General features: G+C 32.3%; 23 protein-coding genes and 1 riboswitch. Of the genes, 9 read left to right on the forward strand and 14 right to left on the reverse strand.

Annotated elements, in window-relative coordinates:
- Window position 1 precedes the first annotated feature (1 nt).
- The 3 genes from LPC11_RS08715 to LPC11_RS08725 all read right to left on the reverse strand — a co-directional run bounded on the left by LPC11_RS08715 (window position 2) and on the right by LPC11_RS08725 (window position 2,894).
- A complete protein-coding gene (locus tag LPC11_RS08715) occupies window positions 2-979 on the reverse strand; it encodes an alpha-ketoacid dehydrogenase subunit beta (protein ID WP_023375074.1) in 978 nt (325 codons plus the stop codon).
- A gap of 3 nt (window positions 980-982) precedes the next feature.
- Window positions 983-2,095: a pyruvate dehydrogenase (acetyl-transferring) E1 component subunit alpha gene (gene pdhA / locus LPC11_RS08720; protein WP_015365191.1), complete on the reverse strand. Its 1,113-nt coding sequence runs from the start codon at window positions 2,093-2,095 to the stop codon at window positions 983-985.
- A 172-nt stretch (window positions 2,096-2,267) separates the two neighbouring features.
- Window positions 2,268-2,894, reverse strand: coding sequence for a YkyA family protein (locus tag LPC11_RS08725; protein WP_023375073.1), 627 nt, complete (start codon window positions 2,892-2,894; stop codon window positions 2,268-2,270).
- Between the two features lie 308 nt (window positions 2,895-3,202).
- Here LPC11_RS08725 and def point away from each other — a divergent pair, with 308 nt between their 5' ends.
- From def to rnjA, 3 genes are all read left to right on the forward strand, one after another.
- A complete protein-coding gene (def, locus tag LPC11_RS08730; RefSeq protein WP_023375072.1) occupies window positions 3,203-3,754 on the forward strand; it encodes a peptide deformylase in 552 nt (183 codons plus the stop codon).
- Window positions 3,755-4,253: 499 nt separating this feature from the next.
- Window positions 4,254-4,472, forward strand: coding sequence for a DNA-dependent RNA polymerase subunit epsilon (locus LPC11_RS08735; RefSeq protein ID WP_002450694.1), 219 nt, complete (start codon window positions 4,254-4,256; stop codon window positions 4,470-4,472).
- Window positions 4,472-6,160 (forward strand): ribonuclease J1, encoded by a 1,689-nt coding sequence (gene rnjA, locus LPC11_RS08740; protein WP_231307221.1) that lies wholly within the window; start codon window positions 4,472-4,474, stop codon window positions 6,158-6,160. The genes LPC11_RS08735 and rnjA overlap by 1 nt, the downstream gene beginning before the upstream one ends.
- Window positions 6,161-6,260: 100 nt before the next feature.
- Here rnjA and LPC11_RS08745 read toward each other — a convergent pair whose 3' ends face one another.
- From LPC11_RS08745 to LPC11_RS08755, 3 genes are all read right to left on the reverse strand, one after another.
- Window positions 6,261-6,920 (reverse strand): potassium channel family protein, encoded by a 660-nt coding sequence (locus LPC11_RS08745; RefSeq protein WP_002450696.1) that lies wholly within the window; start codon window positions 6,918-6,920, stop codon window positions 6,261-6,263.
- Between the two features lie 115 nt (window positions 6,921-7,035).
- A complete protein-coding gene (locus LPC11_RS08750) occupies window positions 7,036-8,052 on the reverse strand; it encodes a cytochrome d ubiquinol oxidase subunit II (RefSeq protein WP_023375070.1) in 1,017 nt (338 codons plus the stop codon).
- Window positions 8,049-9,404, reverse strand: a complete 1,356-nt coding sequence (locus LPC11_RS08755; protein WP_023375069.1) for a cytochrome ubiquinol oxidase subunit I — start codon at window positions 9,402-9,404, stop codon at window positions 8,049-8,051. The genes LPC11_RS08750 and LPC11_RS08755 overlap by 4 nt, the downstream gene beginning before the upstream one ends.
- A gap of 201 nt (window positions 9,405-9,605) precedes the next feature.
- On the opposite strand from LPC11_RS08755, the gene LPC11_RS08760 reads away from it, so the two are divergent.
- Window positions 9,606-9,836 (forward strand): glutaredoxin family protein, encoded by a 231-nt coding sequence (locus LPC11_RS08760; protein ID WP_023375068.1) that lies wholly within the window; start codon window positions 9,606-9,608, stop codon window positions 9,834-9,836.
- A gap of 78 nt (window positions 9,837-9,914) precedes the next feature.
- On the opposite strand, the gene ptsP is transcribed toward LPC11_RS08760, so the two are convergent.
- From ptsP to auxA, 5 genes are all read right to left on the reverse strand, one after another.
- Window positions 9,915-11,633: a phosphoenolpyruvate--protein phosphotransferase gene (gene ptsP / locus LPC11_RS08765; RefSeq protein ID WP_023375067.1), complete on the reverse strand. Its 1,719-nt coding sequence runs from the start codon at window positions 11,631-11,633 to the stop codon at window positions 9,915-9,917.
- 1 nt (window position 11,634) lies between these two features.
- The gene (locus LPC11_RS08770) at window positions 11,635-11,901 is read right to left on the reverse strand and encodes a phosphocarrier protein HPr (protein WP_002450701.1); all 267 of its coding nucleotides are present in this window, start codon (window positions 11,899-11,901) and stop codon (window positions 11,635-11,637) included.
- Between the two features lie 154 nt (window positions 11,902-12,055).
- Window positions 12,056-12,598, reverse strand: a complete 543-nt coding sequence (locus tag LPC11_RS08775; protein ID WP_002465585.1) for a DUF697 domain-containing protein — start codon at window positions 12,596-12,598, stop codon at window positions 12,056-12,058.
- 59 nt (window positions 12,599-12,657) lie between these two features.
- Window positions 12,658-13,830 carry a class I SAM-dependent rRNA methyltransferase gene (locus tag LPC11_RS08780; RefSeq protein ID WP_023375066.1) on the reverse strand — a complete coding sequence of 391 codons (1,173 nt, stop codon included), beginning with the start codon at window positions 13,828-13,830 and terminating at the stop codon, window positions 12,658-12,660.
- Between the two features lie 257 nt (window positions 13,831-14,087).
- Window positions 14,088-15,389 carry a lipoteichoic acid stability factor AuxA gene (gene auxA, locus LPC11_RS08785; protein ID WP_231307222.1) on the reverse strand — a complete coding sequence of 434 codons (1,302 nt, stop codon included), beginning with the start codon at window positions 15,387-15,389 and terminating at the stop codon, window positions 14,088-14,090.
- A gap of 153 nt (window positions 15,390-15,542) precedes the next feature.
- Here auxA and graF point away from each other — a divergent pair, with 153 nt between their 5' ends.
- The 5 genes from graF (at window position 15,543) to LPC11_RS08810 (ending at window position 19,255) form a co-directional block, all read left to right on the forward strand.
- Window positions 15,543-15,677, forward strand: coding sequence for a glycopeptide resistance-associated protein GraF (gene graF, locus LPC11_RS08790; protein ID WP_002450705.1), 135 nt, complete (start codon window positions 15,543-15,545; stop codon window positions 15,675-15,677).
- A gap of 111 nt (window positions 15,678-15,788) precedes the next feature.
- Window positions 15,789-16,148: a VOC family protein gene (locus LPC11_RS08795; protein ID WP_023375065.1), complete on the forward strand. Its 360-nt coding sequence runs from the start codon at window positions 15,789-15,791 to the stop codon at window positions 16,146-16,148.
- Window positions 16,149-16,276: 128 nt separating this feature from the next.
- Window positions 16,277-16,378, forward strand: a riboswitch (TPP riboswitch).
- An 86-nt stretch (window positions 16,379-16,464) separates the two neighbouring features.
- Window positions 16,465-17,040, forward strand: a complete 576-nt coding sequence (locus tag LPC11_RS08800) for an ECF transporter S component (RefSeq protein WP_023375064.1) — start codon at window positions 16,465-16,467, stop codon at window positions 17,038-17,040.
- A gap of 12 nt (window positions 17,041-17,052) precedes the next feature.
- The gene (locus LPC11_RS08805) at window positions 17,053-18,456 is read left to right on the forward strand and encodes an ABC transporter ATP-binding protein (protein ID WP_023375063.1); all 1,404 of its coding nucleotides are present in this window, start codon (window positions 17,053-17,055) and stop codon (window positions 18,454-18,456) included.
- The gene (locus LPC11_RS08810) at window positions 18,449-19,255 is read left to right on the forward strand and encodes an energy-coupling factor transporter transmembrane component T family protein (protein ID WP_104681657.1); all 807 of its coding nucleotides are present in this window, start codon (window positions 18,449-18,451) and stop codon (window positions 19,253-19,255) included. The genes LPC11_RS08805 and LPC11_RS08810 overlap by 8 nt, the downstream gene beginning before the upstream one ends.
- Window positions 19,256-19,380: 125 nt before the next feature.
- Here LPC11_RS08810 and purD read toward each other — a convergent pair whose 3' ends face one another.
- Genes purD through purN form a run of 3 tightly spaced genes read right to left on the reverse strand, consistent with a single transcriptional unit; the run spans window position 19,381 to window position 22,708 of the window.
- Window positions 19,381-20,619, reverse strand: coding sequence for a phosphoribosylamine--glycine ligase (purD, locus tag LPC11_RS08815; RefSeq protein WP_023375061.1), 1,239 nt, complete (start codon window positions 20,617-20,619; stop codon window positions 19,381-19,383).
- A 27-nt stretch (window positions 20,620-20,646) separates the two neighbouring features.
- Window positions 20,647-22,125 carry a bifunctional phosphoribosylaminoimidazolecarboxamide formyltransferase/IMP cyclohydrolase gene (purH, locus tag LPC11_RS08820; protein ID WP_023375060.1) on the reverse strand — a complete coding sequence of 493 codons (1,479 nt, stop codon included), beginning with the start codon at window positions 22,123-22,125 and terminating at the stop codon, window positions 20,647-20,649.
- A 16-nt stretch (window positions 22,126-22,141) separates the two neighbouring features.
- On the reverse strand, window positions 22,142-22,708 hold the full coding sequence (gene purN / locus LPC11_RS08825; RefSeq protein WP_023375059.1) for a phosphoribosylglycinamide formyltransferase: 567 nt from the start codon (window positions 22,706-22,708) through the stop codon (window positions 22,142-22,144).

Consider the following 22,708-nt stretch of genomic DNA (forward strand, 5'->3'; position numbering starts at 1 on the left):
ATTAAAACTCTAAAGTTGCTTTTGCTTTTTCTACGATATCATTTTTGTTTGGTAACCAAACATTTTCAGCTTGAGTAAATGGATATACTGTATCTGCTGCTGCTACACGTGCAATAGGTGCTTCTAATGAAAGAATTGTACGTTCAGCTAATTCAGCTGCAACTTGTGCACCAACACCTGCTTGACGTTGAGCTTCTTGAACTACTACAGCTCTGTTCGTTTTTTCAACTGAAGCAACTAATGTATCGATATCAATTGGTTGAACTGTACGTAAATCAATTACTTCAACTGAATAACCTTCTTTTTCTAATTCTTCAGCTGCTTTTAATGATTCTTGTACCATTGCACCGTATGCGATTAAAGTAATGTCATTACCTTCTTTTTTCACATTAGCTTTTCCAATATCAATTGTGTATTCTTCTTCAGGAACTTCTTCTCTGAATGAACGATATAATTTCATATGCTCTAAATATACAACTGGGTCATTACTTCTAATTGAAGAAATTAATAATCCTTTAGCATCATATGGTCCTGATGGAATAACCACTTTTAAACCAGGAGATTGAGCTAAAATACCTTCTAAATTATCTGCGTGTAATTCTGGTGTATGCACACCGCCACCAAATGGGCTACGAATAGTTACAGGTGCAGTTTTAGAACCACCTGAACGGAAACGAGTACGTGCAATTTGTCCAGCTACTGAGTCAAATACTTCAAATACGAATCCTAAGAATTGGATTTCCATTACAGGACGGAAACCTTCAACAGCTAAACCTAAAGCTAAGCCACCAATTCCTGATTCTGCAAGTGGTGTATCGAATACACGATCTTCACCAAATTCTTTTTGTAAACCTTCAGTAACACGGAATACACCGCCGTTAACACCAACGTCTTCACCGAAAACTAAAACGTCTTCGTCTTTTTTAAGTTCAGTTTTAAGCGCATCATTAATCGCTTGAACCATTGTCATTTGTGCCATGGCTTACTTCGACTCCTTCTCTTTGTAAATTTCATATTGTTCTGCTAAATTTTGAGGCATTTCTTCATACATAATTTCCATTAGAGAAGTAACAGTTTGTTTTTCTGTTTTGTCGGCCTCTTTAATAGCTGCTTTGATGTCTGATTTAGCACGTTCAATAACTTCATTTTCTTTGTCTTCATTCCAAAGACCTTTATTTTCTAAGAATTTTCTGAAACGAACTAATGGATCTTTTTTCTCCCATTCTGCGTCTTCATCTGAAGTTCTGTAACGTGTAGGGTCGTCACCAGCCATAGTATGTGGTCCGTAACGATATGTCATTGTTTCGATTAATGTTGGGCCTTCACCTGCAACTGCACGTTCACGAGCTTCTTTAGTAGCTTGATATACTGCTAATGCATCCATACCATCAACTTGGATACCAGGGATACCAACAGCAATTGCTTTTTGTGCTAATGAAGTTGCTGCAGTTTGTTTACTACGTGGTGTAGAAATTGCGTAATTATTATTTTGAATAACAAAAATTGCTGGTGCTTTATATGCTGAAGCAAAGTTAATACCTTCATAGAAGTCACCTTGAGATGAACCGCCATCACCAGTATAAGTAATTGCTACTGCATTTTTGCCTCGTTTTTTAAGACCGAACGCAACACCTGCTGTTTGTACATACTGTGCACCGATAATGATTTGTGGACTCAGTGCATTCACACCTTCAGGGAATTGGTTACCTTTAAAGTGTCCTCTTGAGAATAAGAATGCTTCAGTTAAAGGTAAACCATGCCAAATAATTTGTGGCACATCACGGTAACCAGGAAGAATAAAATCTTCTTTTTCTAACGCGTATTGAGATGCTAATTGTGATGCTTCTTGTCCAGCTGTTGGTGCATAGAAACCTAAACGACCTTGTCTATTTAAAGAAATAGAGCGTTGATCAAGAATACGTGTCCATACCATTCTTTCCATTAATTCTACTAATTCTTCATCTGTTAAATCAGGTACTAAGTCTTCATTTACAACGTTGCCATCTACGTCTAAAATTTGAACCATTTCAAATTTCGACTGTGTGTCATTTAGTACTTTTACTGCATCGAATTGGGCTTGTAACTTAGGAGCCATTCAATTCACCATACCTTTCCCATATATAAATAGAAATTCATTTTATCCATAACAATTGTATCACAAATAAATAAGCCTGTTAAACGATTTCATAAAGTTCTGTTTCATAGAAAAAAGATACAGATGTGAGAACTGTACTACTACATTCTCCATATCTGTATCAGTCATAAAATTATTTTAATTGATCTACATCTTGTTTTTCTTTATTTACCTTATTCATCGCTTTTGAATACGCTTTAAATTTCTTATTCATATCTTTATATGCTTTGCCTAACTCTTTTGATTTTCCATCAACTTGGTCTTGTGTTGCACCATCTTTATTGATAAAACTAAACAGTGATTTTTCTTTTTCAAGCGCTTTTTTGTAAGCCTTTGCATAATCGCTATGTGATTTATATTTATCTTTAATAGCTTTATCTAATTCTTCAACTTCTTTTTTCTTATCTTTATTATCTATATTGTCGATATGTGATTCTGCCTTTTTAAATTCTTTTTCAGAATCGTCTAACGCTTTTTCTTCTTTCTTAAATTCTTTTTCGCGTTTTTCTACATTACCAACAATGTCATTCGCTGCTTTTTCTCTTGTTTGTTGGTCTTTCTCGTTAGCTTTTTTAAATAACTTTTGTTTCTCTTCTTCTAATTTATTAATTTTTTTACTCACATTTGCAACTGGTTTCTCTTTATCAAAAGCATTTTGAACTTGTTCATCATATGCTTTAATTTCTTTTTTATCTGTTGTACATCCGGCTAGTAATACTGCAGATGTTGCAACAACTACTATTGTTTTGTTTAACTTCATTTCTGTATCCTCCTCAAAGTTGTACGATTGTTATCATAAATAAATCTCTCTCATAAATCAAAGAAATTGGCTAAATATCTAACGTCTATTTTAACCCCTAATCATGTACATTATTAACGGTTATACTTCAGAAACATATCACGTTTACATATCTTCATACTTAATTTTTCGTACTTTCGTAACACATCATAATTCATGCATATTCTTATTTTAACTTTTATTTTCATTTTCTACTAATAATCTAATTTACTTCAATGTACTTCTACCTATTATATTTGGTATATTTGTAATTAAGGAAGGTGTCAGACATGATAACAATGAAAGATATAATAAGAGATGGTCATCCAACACTTCGTGAAAAAGCTCAAGAATTAAGTTTCCCTTTGTCAAATGAAGATAAAGAAACATTGAAAGCGATGCGCGAGTTTTTAATTAATAGTCAGGATGATGACATCGCAAAAAAATATGGTTTACGCTCTGGTGTGGGTTTAGCTGCACCACAAATTAATGTATCAAAAAGAATGATTGCCGTTTATTTACCAGATGATGGAAATGGTAAATCATATGATTACATGCTAGTTAATCCAAAAGTGATGAGTTATAGTGTTCAAGAAGCCTATTTGCCAACTGGTGAGGGTTGCCTAAGTGTGGACGAAAATATTCCTGGTTTAGTCCATCGTCATAATAGAGTTACGATTAAAGCTCAGGATATCGATGGTAATGACGTAAAATTACGTTTAAAAGGCTATCCAGCTATCGTTTTCCAACACGAAATAGATCATTTAAATGGCATTATGTTCTATGATTATATTGATGATGCTAATCCTTTAGCACCACATCCAGATGCAGTAGAAGCATGATTTGATTTAACCTCGAAAGTAACATCTCTTTCGAGGTTTTTTGTTTGATAGATTTCAATCAAATAAAACAATAGCGTTTAAATAAATAAGTTTGATGCTGTGACTAATGTTATATATTGTTTTTCCAAAAGCTAAATACAGATTAAAGGTTCTTACTATATTACATGTCCAGTTCGCTCACTTAATGATAAAACTGCTTTATTTCTTTTGATACATCATGTAAAATATACATTAACTGAAATCTTAGTGAATTAATCCTATTTTTCAAAAATTGAACGACATGATTTCCCTGGAAAACATACTCGGCAGTGAAATTAAATAATTATAGTTGTATATTTATTTAGATTAGCTGGTATGTCTATTATTAAATTTAAATACACATACTTTTATTGAAGAACAATATCTATGATAAAACCTGATTTCTATCTTTAATAACCCGAGCTATCAACCACGGGACTTGAATAAATATTAAAAATAATCCTTAGGAGGAATTATATCAATGGCAGTATTTAAAGTATTCTATCAACATAATAAAGATGAAGTTATCGTGCGTGAAAACACGCAAACTATTTATGTTGAAGCACAAACTGAAGAACAAGTAAGACGTTATTTAAAAGACCGTAATTTTAATATCGAATTTATCACTAAATTAGAGGGCGCACATTTAGATTACGAAAAAGAACATTCAGATCATTTTAATGTGGAGAACGCTGAATAATGAAGCAATTACATCAAAATGAAGTAGGTGTATATGCACTTGGTGGTTTAGGTGAAGTAGGTAAAAATACTTATGCTATCGAGTACAAAAATGAAATCGTGATTATTGATGCGGGTATTAAATTCCCAGATGATAATCTACTAGGAATTGATTATGTAATTCCTGATTACACTTACTTAGAACAGAACCAAGATAAAATCGTTGGTCTGTTTATCACTCATGGACACGAAGATCATATAGGTGGTGTGCCCTTCCTATTAAAGCAAATTAATGTACCTATTTACGGTGGTCCATTAGCTTTAGGCTTGATTAGAAACAAATTAGAAGAACATAATTTATTACGTACGGCTCAATTAAATGAAATCAATGAAGATAGTGTGATTAAATCCAAACACTTTGAAATATCTTTCTATCTTACAACACACAGTATACCTGAAGCATATGGTGTTATTGTTGATACACCTGAAGGTAAAATTGTTCATACTGGTGACTTTAAATTTGATTTCACACCTGTAGGCGAGCCAGCAAACATTGCAAAAATGGCTAAATTAGGTGAAGAAGGCGTACTTTGTCTTCTATCTGATTCTACGAATGCATTAGTTCCTGACTTTACTCTTAGTGAACGTGAAGTAGGACAAAATGTTGATAAAATTTTCCGTAATTGTAAGGGTCGTATCATTTTCGCGACATTTGCTTCGAACATCTATCGTGTTCAACAAGCAGTTGAAGCAGCAGTTAAGCATAATAGAAAAATTGTTACATTCGGTCGTTCAATGGAAAACAATATTAAAATAGGTATGGAGCTCGGATACATTAAAGCTCCACCAGAAACATTTGTAGAACCAGGAAAAATCAATAATATTCCCAAACATGAATTACTTATTCTATGTACTGGCTCACAAGGTGAACCTATGGCAGCATTATCTCGTATCGCAAATGGTACACATAAACAAATCAAGATTATCCCAGAAGATACTGTTGTATTTAGTTCATCACCTATTCCAGGTAATACTAAGAGTATAAACCGTACAATTAATGCTTTATATAAAGCTGGTGCAGATGTTATTCACAGTAAAATTTCTAACATCCATACTTCTGGACACGGATCACAAGGCGACCAACAATTGATGTTACGTTTAATCCAACCTAAGTACTTCTTACCTATTCATGGTGAGTATCGTATGCTCAAAGCACATGGTGAAACTGGCGTTGACTGTGGTGTTGACGAAGATAACGTCTTTATCTTCGATATCGGTGATGTACTTGCTTTAACTCATGATTCAGCACGTAAAGCAGGTAGAATTTCATCAGGTAATGTACTTGTTGATGGTAGTGGTATTGGGGATATTGGTAATGTGGTAATCAGAGATCGTAAATTATTATCTGAAGAAGGTCTAGTAATTGTTGTTGTAAGTATAGACTTTAATACAAACACATTACTTTCAGGTCCGGATATCATTTCACGTGGCTTTGTGTATATGCGTGAATCTGGTCAACTTATTTATGATGCGCAACGTCGTATTAAAACTGATGTTATTTCTAAATTAAACCAAAATAAAGATATTCAATGGCATCAAATTAAATCCTCAATCATCGAGACTTTACAACCGTACTTGTTTGAAAAAACAGCTCGTAGACCAATGATTTTACCTGTCATTATGAAAGTTAATGAAGATAAAAAACAATAATAATAAAATATCCCATAAGCTACCATCATCTTTATGATTTTGCTTATGGGATTTCTTTATAAAAAATGGTTTAGCCAAGATAATTGACTAAACCATTTTTTTATTTAGCTATGTTCTTTTCAAATCGACCTAAATCATTATCATGACCAATCATGATTAAGATATCACCAATTTCAATATTTAAATTTGGGTCTGGTGACACAATAAACTGCTTTCCTCTTTTAATCGCAATAATATTAATCCCATATTGTGCCCGAATATCTAAATCAATAATTGTTTGGCCAGTCATTTTTTCAGTAGCTTTTAATTCAACGATAGAGTGTTCATCTGCTAATTCTAGATAATCAAGCACGCTCGCACTAGCTACATTGTGTGCTATACGACGACCCATATCACGTTCAGGATGGACAACAGTGTCCGCACCAATTTTATTTAATATTTTAGCATGATAATCATTTTGTGCTTTGGCAGTTACCTTTTTAACACCTAATTCTTTTAAAATAAGTGTTGTTAACGTACTAGATTGAATATTTTCACCGATAGCAACTATAACATGATCAAAGTTTCTAATTCCTAAACTTTTCATAACTGCTTCATCAGTAGTATCCGCTACTACCGCATGAGTTGCAATATCACTATATTCATTAACTCTATTCTCATCACTATCAATGGCCATAACATCCATATCTAAGGCGTTAAGTTCTCTAACAATACTACCACCAAAGCGTCCTAAACCAATTACTACGTATTCCTTTTCCATATAGTCCTCCGCTTATTACACATTTACATAACAACGATTAATTCAACTTTCTCTTAAATGATATTAAATAAAGCTAATACAAAATCGAAATTATGATTTGTTCTACTTTAGTTGATTATTTTTTTCCTTCAACATAATCTTTATCGAAAACAAATAGTCTCAATAATAATAGTAACGATGGAACTAATAAAAGTAAACCTAAAATAAATGCGATGACCAATGCAAGACCCATTTCATCATTCACATGGAAACTTGATATTTTTACGAATGGATGTAATAAATAAGGTAATTTGCTCATACCATATCCAAAGAAGGCGAATAACATTTGCAGGATTACCATTATAAATGCTAAACCATGATTTCTTTTGAAAATAGTTAAAGCACCTGCAACTAGGAAAAAGATAAAACTTATCACAAACATCCACCAATAGTTAAACACAGCATTATTAAAATGATCTGAGTTTTGTACTCTTAGTGATAAAAAGACAAACAATGAAATGATGATCATTGGTGGTCCCCAAAATATATGCCAACGTCTCATTAAATGATATGCCGGTTCATCCTTTGCTTTATTAGCATAGAATGTAAGAAATCCAGAAGATATATAAAGGACTGAAATAATTGCCAAGAATACAACTGACCATGCAAATGGACTTAGAATTAGTTGAACCCAGTCTAAATCAACATGGTTCCCCACCTCTTTGATATATCCGCCTTCTGAAATTGTTAATGCTGTTGCTAATGCAGCTGGAATAAGTAAACCTGTTAATCCATATAGAAAAATCCATGGTAATTTTGTATCTTGTCCATAATTCTCAAAAGCATAGAAACTGTTTCTTATTGAAATTAGAATCGTACCAATTGATCCTGGTACAAGTAAAACAGTGCCTAAATACTTAACAGAATCTGGGAAGAAACCAATAAATCCAACAAAGAAAAATACAAAGAACACATTTGTGACTTCCCATACTGGGCTAAGATATCTTTCAATAAGATGGTTGATTTTCTTCTCTTCACCAGTAATTTTAGAATGCAATGCGAAAAATCCAGCACCAAAATCAATTGAGGCTACGATTATATAACAAAATAAAAATATCCATAAAACAGTAATGCCTATGTATGAATATATCATTTGTTTTCACCTCTTTCTTTTAGTACTTGATTGACATCATTGATAGCAGGTTTATTTCTAAACATTCTGAGCAGTACATATGCAGATGTCACGATGAGTACAAGATATAATAAACCAAATAAAATCGTCACTAATGTGATACCTCCAGCTTGTGTCGCTGCCTGAGATACTCTTAAATATCCTCTTACAATCCAAGGTTGGCGTCCCATTTCAGTTAAGAACCAACCAAATTCGATAGCTAACATTGACGCTGGTCCAGTAAGCAATATGCTATATAAAACGACCTTATGCGTGATAAAGTGTCGTAGCTTCTTAATTAATAAAATCAACATAAATAGCCCTGAAATCACAAAACAGAATACGCCCATTGAAACCATTAAGTCAAAGAAATAATGAACAATTAAAGGAGGCAATTCGTTTTTAGGAAAATCGTTCAGTCCTTTAACTGTTGTCTTAAAATTATTATCAGCTAAGAAACTTAACATTCCCGGGATTTCTATTGCACCTGATACTTCATTTGTCTTTTCATTTAAAACACCAAAAAATACTAAATTGGCTTGAGATTGTGTGTCAAAATGCCATTCATAAGCAGCTAATTTTTCTGGTTGTACTTTATGTAAAAATTTGGCAGACATATCACCTGCTAACATCGATAACAATGTTGAAATAAAACCAACAATCATCGTCATTTTTAAGGCTTTCAAATGATATATTTTATCTTCTGGATACGACTGTTTTAACAGTTTAAATACAGCAATAGCCGCGAGAATAAACGCCATAGTCATTCCAGCGGTTGCAACAACATGGAAGGATCTTACGATAAACGATGAATTAAACATCGCTTCTAATGGTTGAACATTGACCATACGACCATTTTTCATTTCAAAACCAGCTGGCGTATTCATAAAGGAGTTAACTGATGTAATGAAAAATGCTGAGAATGATCCACCTATAATTACAGGTAATCCTATAACAAAATGAATCCATTTATTCTTAAATCTTTCCCAAGTATAAAGATAAATACTAAGAAATATAGCTTCAAAAAAGAATGCGAAAGTTTCCATAAATAGAGGTAATGCAATCACATGTCCTCCCATTTTCATAAATGTCGGCCATACAAGCGATAATTGCAAACCAATAATAGTACCTGTCACTACTCCAACAGCCACTGTAATGGTATATCCTTTCGACCATCGTTTCGCTAACGCAATATAATGTGCATCATTGTTACGTATGCCAAGAAATTCTGCAATAACAAACATTAATGGCATACCTACACCAATCGTCGCAAATATGATATGAACGGCTAAGGTCATACCTGTAAGCAAACGACTCATTTCAACTGAATCCATATATAATCACCTTGAATTTATATTTTTGTAATTTCACAATGCTTAAAATTATAAATCCTTATCAAGATGAACTAAATGTTTTTGCTTGAATTTTTGATATAAAATTTTTATAGAGACACATAATGTTCACACCATTGATATTTTATAAAATTAAATATAAGATAGAATAATATAAATTAGCATATAGAAAGGAAGACCGAAGTGTCACATATTACGATATATACACAAGATGATTGTCCACCTTGTACGTTTGTAAAAAATCATCTTCAAGCAAATCATGTCAATTTTACAGAAAAGAATATAAAAAATAATCAATATCGTATAGAAATGATAGATTACGATGCATTTGCGACGCCATTTATCTTATTGAACGATGAACCTATGTATCAAGTTGATATGGATAAAATTAATCAAGCTTTTGACATTCAGTAATTGATTAACAAACAAAGATACTGATTAAATAAAAACCAACTAAAGCAATTTAGATTGCTCTAGTTGGTTTTTTAATTATTATTTTGAAATGTTATTAACTAATTCCATAACTTCTTCTTGTGTTGCACAATGAATAGCACGGTTCGCTAGTTCTGACATTTCATTTTTACTTAAACCATTAATTTGTCTTCTAGCTTTAAGAATAGATGTTGGACTCATTGAGAATTCATCTAGACCTAAACCTAATAGTAATGGTACTGCAGTAGCATCTCCTGCCATTTCACCACACATACCAGTCCATTTACCTTCTTTATGAGAAGCTTCAATGACTTGTTTTACTAAGCGTAAAATTGACGGGTTGTATGGTTGATATAAGTAAGATACACGTTCAGACATACGGTCAGCTGCTAATGTGTATTGGATTAAGTCATTTGTACCAATACTAAAGAAATCTACTTCTTTAGCAAATACATCAGCTAATGCTGCTGTAGCTGGTATTTCAACCATGATACCTAACTCAATATCTTCAGAAACTTCATAGCCTTCGTTTTGAAGATTTTCTTTTTCTTCTAATAACATTGCTTTAGCATCACGGAATTCCTTGATAGTTGCTACCATTGGGAACATGATATTTAATTTACCATAAACTGAAGCACGTAATAATGCACGTAATTGTGGTCTAAAAATATCAGGTTGAGCTAAGCAAAGACGAATCGCTCTGTATCCTAGGAATGGATTCATTTCGTCTGGTAAATCTAAGTATGGTAATTCTTTGTCGCCACCGATATCCAATGTACGAACAACAACACGTTTACCATCCATAGTTTCTAATACTTTTTTGTATGCTTCAAATTGTTCTTCTTCAGTAGGTAATTGATCTCTACCCATGTATAAGAACTCAGTACGATATAAGCCAATACCTTGTGCACCATTTTCAATTACACCTGGTAAATCATTTGGTGTACCAATATTAGCTGCTAACTCTGCGTGAACACCATCAACAGTTACTGTTTCAGCATCACGTAATTTTTGTAATTCTTGTTTATCTTCAAAGAAACGTTCACGTTTATTTTGATAAGCGATAACTTCATCTTCTGTAGGATCGATAATAACATCACCAGTTAAACCATCAACGATAATCATATCGCCTTGTTTCACTTCTTTAGTGATTGATTTAGTACCAACTACTGCTGCGATTTCTAATGAACGACTCATAATCGCAGAGTGACTTGTTCTACCGCCAATATTCGTTACAAAACCTTGAACGAATTCTTTATTTAACTGTGCAGTATCAGAAGGTGTTAAGTCATTACCAATAATAACAACACTTTCATCAATCATACTTGGGTTTGGTAATTCAACCCCAAGAATATGTGCTAACACACGTTTAGATACGTCTCTAATGTCTGCAGCACGTTCTTTCATATATTCATTATCCATTGATTCAAATATAGTAATGAATTGAGTTGTAACCTCATTTAATGCTGTAGCAGCATTAACATGATCGTTCTTAATTTTATCTTGAATTGGTTGAATTAATTCTGGATCATCTAAAACAAGTAAATGCGCATCAAAAATGGCAGCTTTATCAGCGCCTAATTGAACTTCTGCATTATTTCTTATTTTAGTTAATTCAATTTTAGATGCTTCGATAGCGTTATTGAATTTGCTAGTTTCACCTTCAACATCAGTGATTGTTTCACTGCTATCAAAAGATAAATCTGGCTCAACTATTAAGTAAGCTTTAGCGATTGCTACACCATCAGATGCAGCAATACCATTAATTAATTTAGACATATTACTTAGTTAAACCTTCTTTTGATAAGACATCACTGATAGATTCGATTGCATCTGCCTCATCGCTACCGTCAGCATAAATTGTAATTTCAGCATCTTTACCTACACCTAAACTCATAACACCCATGATTGATTTTAAGTTTACTTTTTTACCGTTATATTCTAATTGAATATCTGAATCAAATTTTGAAGCTGTTTGTACCAACATTGTAGCTGGGCGAGCGTGGATTCCTGTTTCGTCGATAATTACATATGATTTTTGTTCCATAATTTATTTCTCCTTCTATAAGTTAGAATCTTCAATATACTTACAATCTAACATAAATTTTTATACCTTAACTTTACCAAAACCAATAGTTAAATTCAATTTCTTTAAAACCGGTTTCAGTATATTTCTACAATTTTTTAACAAATTATATCCCTTAAAGTAACTCTTTGATGACTTTTTCACATTTTTCGATATGATCTTGACCTAATCTTTTCATAAAGTAATAACTAATTGATGCTGAAACTGCTTGTCCTACAAATGGGAACCATTTAGTTTGTTTAGCTGCAGTACGTTTTGCCACATCTCTAATTACTACTTTCATAAGTGCATTGGTTAATTTTTTACCAATAAACTGACTACCTTGAATAGCTGCAGCAGACATTATTCGTTCTCTAACGTCATCACTTAATGAATTAACTTGTTTATGATCTAGTCCATAAATTTTATTGACATCACTAATGATATCTCTCATTAATTTTATATCAACACCAAAGTCTAATCCAGGAATTGGTACTACACTCATTCCTGATGATAGTAAAGATTTCTTCTTAACGAGATTTTCTGCTTGTGCACGTCTTTGTTGTAACTCATTTTGAGTCACAGGTAAATTACTTTTTTCTTTGATTTCTTCAATATTTAATACTTTATTACCAACTGTATTTGTGACTCTGTTCGTCATTTTATTTCTTATGCTCATCTTATTCACACTCCCATGAATCTTATTTCAATAAGACTCTATACCCAGATTACAACTATTTAATGCTCAATATTAACAAAAATTGCTTTTAAATACTTTGAAGGTTTGTAATGTGGATGTGTTTTAAAATCTTTAGGTAATCCCATCACTTCATTAATTTCATAATCAACTTCAGCTTCATCTAATGTTGTTTTAATTACATTTTTAAACGCCTTTAAAGAAAACACGCTTGAATTTGTGCATAATAATAATGTACCTTTTGATGACAATATTTCTAGAGCACCATTAATCAATTTGTCGTAATCTTTTTGTACTGAAAATGTTTTCTTTTTATTTCGTGCAAAACTTGGTGGATCAATCACAATAGTGTCATATTGATGTCCGTGGCGTTTTGCATAATTATAAAAATCAAATGTATCCATGACATAAATATATTGTGATTTAGGATCAATAGCATTAAGTCCAAAATTCTCTTCGGTTAATCCTCTTGATCGATTAGCTAAGTCTACACTAGTTGTTGATTTAGCATTATTTGCAGATACTACAGAAAAAGCGCCTGTATAGCTAAACACATTTAAAAGATGACGTCCTTCTGAAAATTGATCGCGCAATTTCTTTCTTACTTCTTTTTGATCTAGGAAGATACCTGTCATTAAGCCATCATCTAAATCCACATTATAAAAAGTGAAGTTCTCTTCGATAACGATTGGAAATGCTTGTTGTTCTCCCTCAACAAATCCACCTGTATATTCAGTATCTTTAAATCGCATTTTTTCGTAGATAGACTGATATTCAAAGACTGTTTTGATAGCTTCTAATATATGATATCTAAATTTGTAAATGCCTTTTGAATACCATTGAATTAATAAATGGCCATCATAATTGTCAATCGTTAAACCACCGACGCCATCACCTTCAGCATTGAACAATCTAAAAGCATTCGTACCATCTATATGATAGTAATATTCTCGTTCTTCTAAAGCTTTTTCAAATAATCGTTTAAAAAATGAAGTATTAATATCTTCAGATGGATCATAACTCAATACCCAACCTAAACCTTTATGTTGTCTACCTACATAAGCAGTTGCTACATATTGGTCTTTTCCATCAACTAATTTGAATAAATCACCTTCTTTAAGATGATCTTGAGCATAAATATCTTCTTCATCAATTAAAGGATATTGATTGTGATATTTTGATTCTTTACCTCTATTTAAAGTTGCAATCTTCATTTATTACACTAACCTCTCTTTTATACATTTAATTTCTTCAACCGTTACATTGCTATGTTGATTCGTAAATGCATTTTACATTATATATATTTACTAATTGAATGATTCATTTATTATTTTAACAAAGAATGCTACTAAGTCCTATTTTCTAACAAAAAAGAGTGAGTTTACAATTCGATCGATTAAAGAAGGAATTGTAACCCACCCTATAACACGTGTGATTTGTTTAGATTAATTTGTTTTAATATTTCTTTTCATTATTCTTTTGGTTTATCTCTTAACTGTAATGAATAAGCAACAATCATTGCTAGTAACATAAGCAATAAAGTTGGTGTAATAAATACAGATAATAATAATCCGTGAACCATAATATTTATGAATTCAGTTAATAATTTAAAGAATAAGATACTTCCCATAAATAATTGTAAGAAGTAAAATTTACCTCTTAAGAAATAAGTAAGTGTTGTAGCAATATAAACTATGATAATGAATAAAAGTAATAATAATGTTACCCATTCAATCACATATTGCGTTTGTGATAATTCCCATTCTCCAGATAAGAACAATGCATTTCTGTTATTAAATTCTAAGAATGTAAAGAAGAATATAACTAAACCACAGAAAATTTCAACATACATTGGTTTTATCCATTTTGGCTTTCTCATCCAATTTGGAATATCATCTTCTTGAATATCAACAATATTTTTTACTTTCTCTTTAAATTTATCTCTTTTAACTCTAATTCTTTCTAAATCAACACTTCTTCTTGTTTTACGTGCATATTCTGTTGTCTTATCTTGTAGTTGTTTTAAGTGAACTTTAGTTTGATTTGAGACATTACCTTTACTTGTTCTTGATAATTCAGGTTCTTCTTCGCCTAGTTCTTGTTTTGTAAGCGGTAGAGCACGTCTTAAGAACAAGAAGTTCCAAATTGACATTTGTCCTAATAACCACATAATAATAAAGAATGTATTAACACTTAAGATATCAATAGATTCAATTTCATTAGCATCAATACGACCATGTAATGCAATTTGAGTAATAAGGTAACTGATACCATATGACACTATAATCCACATATAATGACTTTTTCCATTATCACTATTCAATTCATCTTTATATACAATGTAACCGATATGTATGATGAAAGGAATAATAAATACGATACCAAAGAACCCATACACTTGCATCATAAGAACTAAAGTAATTAAGAAGTACATTACTCCTATGACTAAAAAGAAAATTGAAATATCATAATCATACTTAATGGTTCTAAATAACGTATGACCTAGTAACATTACTAAGATACCAAATAATATAATAATTATGGCACTTACAATTGGGAAACCCCCGATAAATCTACTCATCACTTTAATTATTTCAGCGAAAAATGCGTTCAGGAATTCCCATATATTATACACATGTGTATTTACCTTCTTATCTCCATTTAATTGTTTAATAAGCGGTAAGTTAATTAATATAATGAGTCCTGTGAAAAGTGAAACGATACCGATGATATAACTAAATATAATCTCGGTGTGTTTCTTAAGAAAAGACATACTATTCACCTCAAAAGTTATTATATATGAAGAACTTATTCTTGTCTTTAATAAATCATTAAATACGTCTATAGACCTAGAAAAGTTTATTATTAGCATAACTGGGTAAAAGGTGTATGTAAACAATAAAACACAATTAGGGGTGGATTTATTATGAGTAATGAAGAATTTGCAAAAAAATCAGCTGAAAAAGCCAAAGAAGCAGAAGAAAAATTAAAAGAACAAAAAGAAGAAAAAACAAATGATACAGAACAAACTAAAAAAGATATTGACGATGCGTTAAATTAAATTAAATTGTATTTAGGTAATATACTTTTATTTTATTCACCAAACGTATAGACCATCATACGTTTGGTGTTTTTTAATTAGAAAATATTGTAGGATAGTTGGAGAATGAATATGAAATTTAGTCACGTAAATATAGTAGTAAATAACGTTATTGAAACAAGACAATTTTATGAAAAATATTTCAATATGAAATGTACAATTGATATCGGTGAACAATTTGCCTCATTAAGAGATTCAGAAGGTTTTTTATTTAATATTATGTATGGGCAACGCATTGATTATCCTGAAAATTATCACATTGGTTTTATTCAAGATAGCGAAGAATCTGTAGATTTATTATATCAAAGATTATTGAAAGACGGCTATAACCCAGGAAATCCTGAATTCACACATAATTCGTATACTTTCTTCTTTAAATCACCTGGAGATTTTTATGTAGAAATTTATTTTGATATGTCACTAAAACAATAGCGAAATAAAATCATATTGCTAAACTTAAACTATTAAACGTCATAATGCTTTTATTTGATCCTTTCAACTTAATTATGACCTTGACAATCCACATGAAAAATCATACATTAAAGACAAATTAAAAATAATAAACGCACTAGGGGTGTTTTGAACTGAGATGAGGTTTACCCTCAAACCCTTTGAACCTGATCTAGCTAGATACTAGCGTAGGAAAGTGTAATTAACAAAGATTATAATCGTATGTTGAATCATATTCTTATGTTTTACGCACAACTTTCCTAGAGATGGTTGTGCGTTTTTTTAGGAGGATGTTTTTATGTCAAAAGGTTTAAAGCTTTCTGAGATATTAGTGACAGTGCTTATCTCTGTAATTTTTGCCATTATTTATAATTTATGGTGGCTATTTTATAATGTTGCACAAGTCGCTGGCTTACACCTTGAGCAATTAACATATGGTGTATGGTTTATGGCTGCGATTGTTTGTTATTTAATTATTCCTAAGCCAGGTATCGCCTTACTTGCTGAGTTTGCTGCAGGTGCCGGTGAAACAATTGTGATGGGTAAATTTGATATACCTACAATCATTTATGCTCTACTACAAGGTTTAGCATGTGAGATTATCTTCGCCATTTTCAAATACCAGTCTCGTTCAGTCATGGTAGCTATGCTTGCGGGACTAGTGACTGCACTTGTTTCATTCCCAGTCGACTATTTTTATGGTTATTTAAATGAAGTTGCTGGTTGGAACTTAATTTTATTCATTGTTTTCCGTGCGATTAGTGGTATTATCATCGCTGGTTTATTATCTTATTTATTGGTCAAAGCATTGGATCAAACTGGTGTAACTAAAGTGTTCAGACCCGCTTCTAAAGATGATTACGATACATTATAAGGGGACTTAAAAGTGTTAAAAGTTACAAATTTACGTTTGAAATATCCAAATGGGCATCGAAAAATTTTTGATAATCTAAATATAGAAATAAAAGATAAAGAAAAAGTACTTTTACTAGGACCATCTGGTTCTGGTAAAAGTACGCTTTTAAATGTATTAAGTGGTATTGTACCCAATTTAATAGAATTACCTATGAAGTATGATGAATTGCAAATTAATCAGCATAATGGCGTGATCTTTCAAGATCCTGATTCACAATTTTGTATGCCTAAAGTTTATGAAGAACTTGCCTTTGTTTTAGAGAACAGACAAGTTCCCAGACAAGATATGGATGAAGCTATTAACCAAGCATTAACATCAGTGAATTTAAATGTAACTGAAAATACACAAATCAATCAATTAAGTGGTGGTATGAAACAAAAATTAGCTATCGTTGAAACAATATTACAACAAGCAGATACGCTATTTTTAGATGAACCCACTGCAATGTTAGATGTTGATGCTACATCGGATTTATGGCAACGTTTAATCAAGCTTTGGGAAGATCAAACAGTACTCATAGTCGAACATAAGGTCGAACATATTTGGCAACATGCGGATAGAGTTTTATTAATGAACTATGAAGGACAAATCATTGCAGACGATACGCCAAATCATATTTTAAAGCATTATGAACATTTACTTAGTGAATACGGCGTGTGGCATCCAAATGCATGGCATTACGCACCTGAACCTAAACATATGGCCCTATCGTCAGAAGAGCCATTATTTAAATTTCAAAATGGTGCCATCATTCGTAATAAAAAAGATTTATTTAAAGTGGATCAACTAACTATTCATTCAGGTGAGTGGATCACGATAACTGGTCAAAACGGTACTGGTAAAACCTCTTTACTGGAATCAATATTGCAATTAATTAAATATAAAGGCATTATGACATTTCAAGGTCAAGAATTACGTAAAATTAAAGATGCTGCAAAGCACATGTATCTTGTTTATCAGAATCCAGAACTTCAATTTATCACTAACTCTGTCTATGATGAAATACTGATTCACTTTAACCATTTAGATCCATCTAGTGCAAAATCTAAAACCCTCGATTTATTAGATTTACTAGACTTAACAAATGTTAAAAATCAACATCCCTATGAAATATCAATGGGTCAAAAACGTAGGCTAAGTGTTGCAACGGCATTAAGTTCAGACGCAGATATCATCCTATTAGATGAACCGACTTTTGGTTTAGATAGCCACAATACGTTTCAGTTAATAGAACTATTTCAAGAGAGAGTATCTAAAGGTCAAAGTATCATAATGGTTACTCATGATCCGGAAATTATTAAACGCTATCCAACACGTCAATGGATAATTGAAAATCAATATTTAACAGAAATCAAAGGTGATCAACATGTTTGAACATTGGAAAATTAGACACACCTTTATGGATGACGTCAATATTATTACTAAACTCATTTTAGGCATTCTGCTATTTTTCTTTATTATTTTTATTCATAACTTTGACTTTATGATTTATATCGTTTGTCTCATGTTTATCTTTTTACTTATGTTTAACGGAACGCAATTTAAAATTACTGGTGCCTTTATACTAGCAACCACGTTCTTTGCTTTATTGTCATCATTATTCATGATTTTATATGGTGATGGTGACCACATATTATTTAAATTTGGCATCATTCAAATTAGTACGGAAAGTATTGTTAGAGGTATTCACCTTTCACTTCGTACAATTACAGTGTCGATGTTTGGTATTCTTATTGCATTAACATCGCAAGTGGTCATGATATTTTATAGTCTAATGCAACACTTAAAAGTAAAACCTAAAGTTGCCTATGCCTTTATGGCTGCAATTAGAATGATACCTTTAATCATTAGTTCTTTAATTCAACTACGACGTTCATTAAAAATGAGATATCAAATGATAGATAAATCAAATTATAGAGGATTCAAAAGGCTCAAACATTTAATTATTCCTTTATTAAGTCAAAACATACGACGTGCACATCAATTATCTGTTGCAATGGAGTCTAAAGGTTTTAAAGATGGTCCAAGAACGTATTATTATCATGCACCATTCTCATACAAAGATATTATATTGATCATATGTTTATTAATTATTATCGGACTTTCTTATTATTTATCAGCTACTTTACCAATAACTGGTATACATGATGTCAGAATAGGTAGATTAGAATAAATTATTTTATCCATACTTCAAACTTTCCATATATAAATAAAAAATCCTGGGACAAAATAAATGTCTCAGGATTTAATAATATAAACAGTAGTTGAATGTAAACACATTCTATTTCTTATATAAATTTATTTCAATGCTTTATTTCCTATGTCTGTTCTATAAAACAAGTTATTGCTCTTGATCTTTTTAACATTTTGATAGGCATTAACTTGGGCTTCTTTTATATTTTGTCCTTCCCCAATAGCTAGTATGACTCGTCCACCACTGTTAACAAACTGGTCATTATTCTTCTTCAAACCGCTTACAAAGTAATTTGAGTCAAGTTCAAACCCACTAACTTGGTGTCCTTTTTCATAATTACCCGGATAGCCTTTAGAAGCTAACATAACACCGACTACCGCTTCATCTTTCCATTCAAAGTGTATCGGCTCATCATTATCAAGCGCAATAATATGTTGCATCAAGTCGCTATTCATTCTTGTCAATAAGACCTGTGCTTCTGGATCACCAAATCTTGCATTAAACTCTATGACTTTCGGCCCTTCTTCAGTCAAAATAGCACCAATATATAATAATCCAAAGAAGTGATGACCTTCTTCAGCCATTGCGCGTGCAATCGGTTGTGCAATCTCATTATTAGTTCTAACAATGATATCAGTGCTAATATGCGGTACTGGACAATATGCACCCATACCACCTGTATTGGGTCCTTTATCGGAATCATAAGCACGTTTATGATCCTGAGCGATACAATCAAATGGAATAGCTCTCTTACCATTAACAAATGTCATTACAGAGAATTCTTCACCTTCTAAAAATTCTTCAAATACAATCGTTCCTGAATTTTCATCAAACATTTGTTGAACTGCTTCTCTAGCTTCAGCTCTTTCAGTAGCAATCACTACCCCTTTTCCTGCAGCTAAACCATCTTTTTTAATAACTATTGGCAAATCACATGTTTCAACAAAATCTAATGCCTCATCCTTGTCATCAATTTCCTTATATTGTGCAGTAGGTATATCATATTTAGCCATTATTCTTTTAGCAAATGCCTTTGAGCCTTCTATTTGTGCCGCATCACGATTAGGCCCAAACACTTTAATTTGGTGTTTTCTTAATAAATCAGGTAACCCATCTATCAATGGTTGTTCTGGTCCGATAACAACCCATTCAATTTGATGATTAATGACAAAATCTAAGATAGCTTCGTGGTCATTTTCTTTAATATCCGTATGGATTTGCGCCACATTAATCATAGCTTCATTGCCTGGTATCACATGAACTTTGTCTACCATTGATGATTGATTTAATTTATGCGCTAATACATGTTCACGTCCACCTGCACCAATAACGAGTACTTTCATGACTTTTCTCCCTTCAACATCCTGCTTTTAGTGTTTAAAATGTCGCATTCCTGTCATTACCATTGTAATGCCATATTTATTCGCCATATCTATAGAATCTTGGTCCTTAATTGATCCACCTGGTTGAATAATGGCTTTAATACCATTTTTTGCAGCTAATTCTACAGTATCATCCATTGGGAAAAAACCATCTGATACCAATGCTACATTATCGTTAATTTCAATTGCTCTTTCCAATGCAATTTTGGCTGAACCTACACGATTCATTTGACCAGCACCAATACCTACTGTTTGTTTAGCATTACTTAAAATCACTGCATTACTTTTAACTGCACCTACGACTTTCCAACCTAATAACATGGCTTCCCATTGCGCTTCAGTCGGTTCTACTTCTGTAGCAACCGTCATGTCAGAACGACTCACTTCAAAGTTGTCTTTATCCTGTACTAAATAACCACCCGATACTGATACAAATTCTTGTTCTCTATTATCAATAGTTGTATCTATTTCTAAAAGTCGAATATTTTTCTTTTGCGTTAAAATGTCTAAAGCCTCTTGTGTAAATTGAGGTGCGATGACAACTTCTAAAAAGATAGAATGTAGTGTTTCAGCTAACGTCGCTGTCACTGGTCTATTTAATGCAATAATCCCACCAAAAATGGATTGATTATCTGCGTCAAAAGCATTTTGAAAAGCTTCTTCAATTGAACTTCCAATCCCCACACCACATGGATTCATATGTTTTACAGCAATCGTAGTTGGCTCATCAAATTTTTTAACTAATGTAAGTGCTGCATCAGCATCTTTAATATTATTGAAGCTAAGTTGTTTACCATGTAGTTGTTTAGCTCCAGCAATTGTATGTTTAGCATCGTTTGTTCTGACAAAGTAAGCAGATTGTTGTGGGTTCTCACCATAGCGTAAGGTTTCTTTATTACCTTTAAAGAAATTCACAATAGCTTCATCGTATTGAGTAGTATGTTCAAATACTTTAATCATAAGTGATTTTCGATATGTTTCATCTAATTGGTCATTTTTAATTCTACTAATTACTTCATTATAATCTGCAGGGTGCACCACGGTTGTCACATGTTTAAAATTCTTTGCAGCTGCTCTTAACATAGTCGGACCACCAATATCGATATTTTCAATCGCATCCATTTCTGTAACATCTGGATTATCTACTGTTTTTTGGAATGGATATAAATTAACAACTACTAAATCTATTAAATCAATGTGTTGTTCTTTTAATTCTTCCAAATGTTCCGCTTTATCTCTGTCAGCTAAAATCCCACCGTGTACTGCTGGATGTAAAGTTTTAACGCGTCCATCCATAATTTCGGGAAATTGAGTCAATTCTGACACAGATTTCACATCAACTTGCGCCTCTTCTAAAATGCGTTTCGTTCCACCTGTTGAATAAAGCTCATAACCTAATTCTTTTAAAGATGACGCAAATTCTACAATACCGTTTTTATTTGAAACACTTAAAATTGCTCTTTTCATTGTTCTCAATACTCCTCTATCGAATGATTTTCGCAATAACGCTTGGATATAACTCGTACTCTAATTGTTTGACTCTCTCTTCTAACGTTTCAATTGTGTCGTCCGTTCTTATATCACATTGTCTTTGTTCGATAATTTCTCCCGTATCCATACCATTGTCAACATAATGCACCGTTGATCCAGTTATTGAATCCTCGCTTCGAAATGCTTGTCCTATTGCGTCTATCCCCTTAAATTTCGGCAATAATGATGGGTGGATATTTAATATTTTATGAGGATAAGCTGTTAGAATATCCTCTCCAATTAATCTCATATAACCTGCTAAAACAATCCACTGAACCCCTTCTGCAGAAAGTAAAGATAACAAATGTTGTTCATAATGAGATTTTGACTCAAAGCGTTTTGGCTCATTAATATGCACTGATACACCTAGTTGTTCTGCTCGTTTAATACAATAAGCATCATGATGATCTGTATAAAGTGCAGTAATTTCAATATCCTCTATATGTCCTTGTTGAACATGTCGTACAATATTTTCAAAGTTACTTCCAGAACCTGATGCAAAGATTGCTACTTTGATCAC

The sequence above is a fragment of the Staphylococcus sp. HL28 genome (assembly GCF_021117155.1).
Lineage (GTDB): Bacteria > Bacillota > Bacilli > Staphylococcales > Staphylococcaceae > Staphylococcus > Staphylococcus warneri.

Coding starts and splice junctions, on each gene's coding strand:
- LPC11_RS08735 (WP_002450694.1), top strand. CDS start 4,254: ATGGCAGTATTTAAAGTATTCTATCAACATAATAAAGATGAAGTTATC.
- ptsP (WP_023375067.1), bottom strand. CDS start 11,633: ATGTCTAAATTAATTAATGGTATTGCTGCATCTGATGGTGTAGCAATC.
- LPC11_RS08780 (WP_023375066.1), bottom strand. CDS start 13,830: ATGAAGATTGCAACTTTAAATAGAGGTAAAGAATCAAAATATCACAAT.
- LPC11_RS08810 (WP_104681657.1), top strand. CDS start 18,449: ATGTTTGAACATTGGAAAATTAGACACACCTTTATGGATGACGTCAAT.
- pdhA (WP_015365191.1), bottom strand. CDS start 2,095: ATGGCTCCTAAGTTACAAGCCCAATTCGATGCAGTAAAAGTACTAAAT.
- auxA (WP_231307222.1), bottom strand. CDS start 15,389: ATGTCTTTTCTTAAGAAACACACCGAGATTATATTTAGTTATATCATC.
- graF (WP_002450705.1), top strand. CDS start 15,543: ATGAGTAATGAAGAATTTGCAAAAAAATCAGCTGAAAAAGCCAAAGAA.
- LPC11_RS08795 (WP_023375065.1), top strand. CDS start 15,789: ATGAAATTTAGTCACGTAAATATAGTAGTAAATAACGTTATTGAAACA.
- LPC11_RS08775 (WP_002465585.1), bottom strand. CDS start 12,598: ATGAGCATAAGAAATAAAATGACGAACAGAGTCACAAATACAGTTGGT.
- rnjA (WP_231307221.1), top strand. CDS start 4,472: ATGAAGCAATTACATCAAAATGAAGTAGGTGTATATGCACTTGGTGGT.
- purH (WP_023375060.1), bottom strand. CDS start 22,125: ATGAAAAGAGCAATTTTAAGTGTTTCAAATAAAAACGGTATTGTAGAA.
- def (WP_023375072.1), top strand. CDS start 3,203: ATGATAACAATGAAAGATATAATAAGAGATGGTCATCCAACACTTCGT.
- LPC11_RS08770 (WP_002450701.1), bottom strand. CDS start 11,901: ATGGAACAAAAATCATATGTAATTATCGACGAAACAGGAATCCACGCT.
- LPC11_RS08715 (WP_023375074.1), bottom strand. CDS start 979: ATGGCACAAATGACAATGGTTCAAGCGATTAATGATGCGCTTAAAACT.
- LPC11_RS08800 (WP_023375064.1), top strand. CDS start 16,465: ATGTCAAAAGGTTTAAAGCTTTCTGAGATATTAGTGACAGTGCTTATC.
- LPC11_RS08750 (WP_023375070.1), bottom strand. CDS start 8,052: ATGATATATTCATACATAGGCATTACTGTTTTATGGATATTTTTATTT.
- LPC11_RS08755 (WP_023375069.1), bottom strand. CDS start 9,404: ATGGATTCAGTTGAAATGAGTCGTTTGCTTACAGGTATGACCTTAGCC.
- LPC11_RS08725 (WP_023375073.1), bottom strand. CDS start 2,894: ATGAAGTTAAACAAAACAATAGTAGTTGTTGCAACATCTGCAGTATTA.
- purD (WP_023375061.1), bottom strand. CDS start 20,619: ATGAAAGTACTCGTTATTGGTGCAGGTGGACGTGAACATGTATTAGCG.
- LPC11_RS08745 (WP_002450696.1), bottom strand. CDS start 6,920: ATGGAAAAGGAATACGTAGTAATTGGTTTAGGACGCTTTGGTGGTAGT.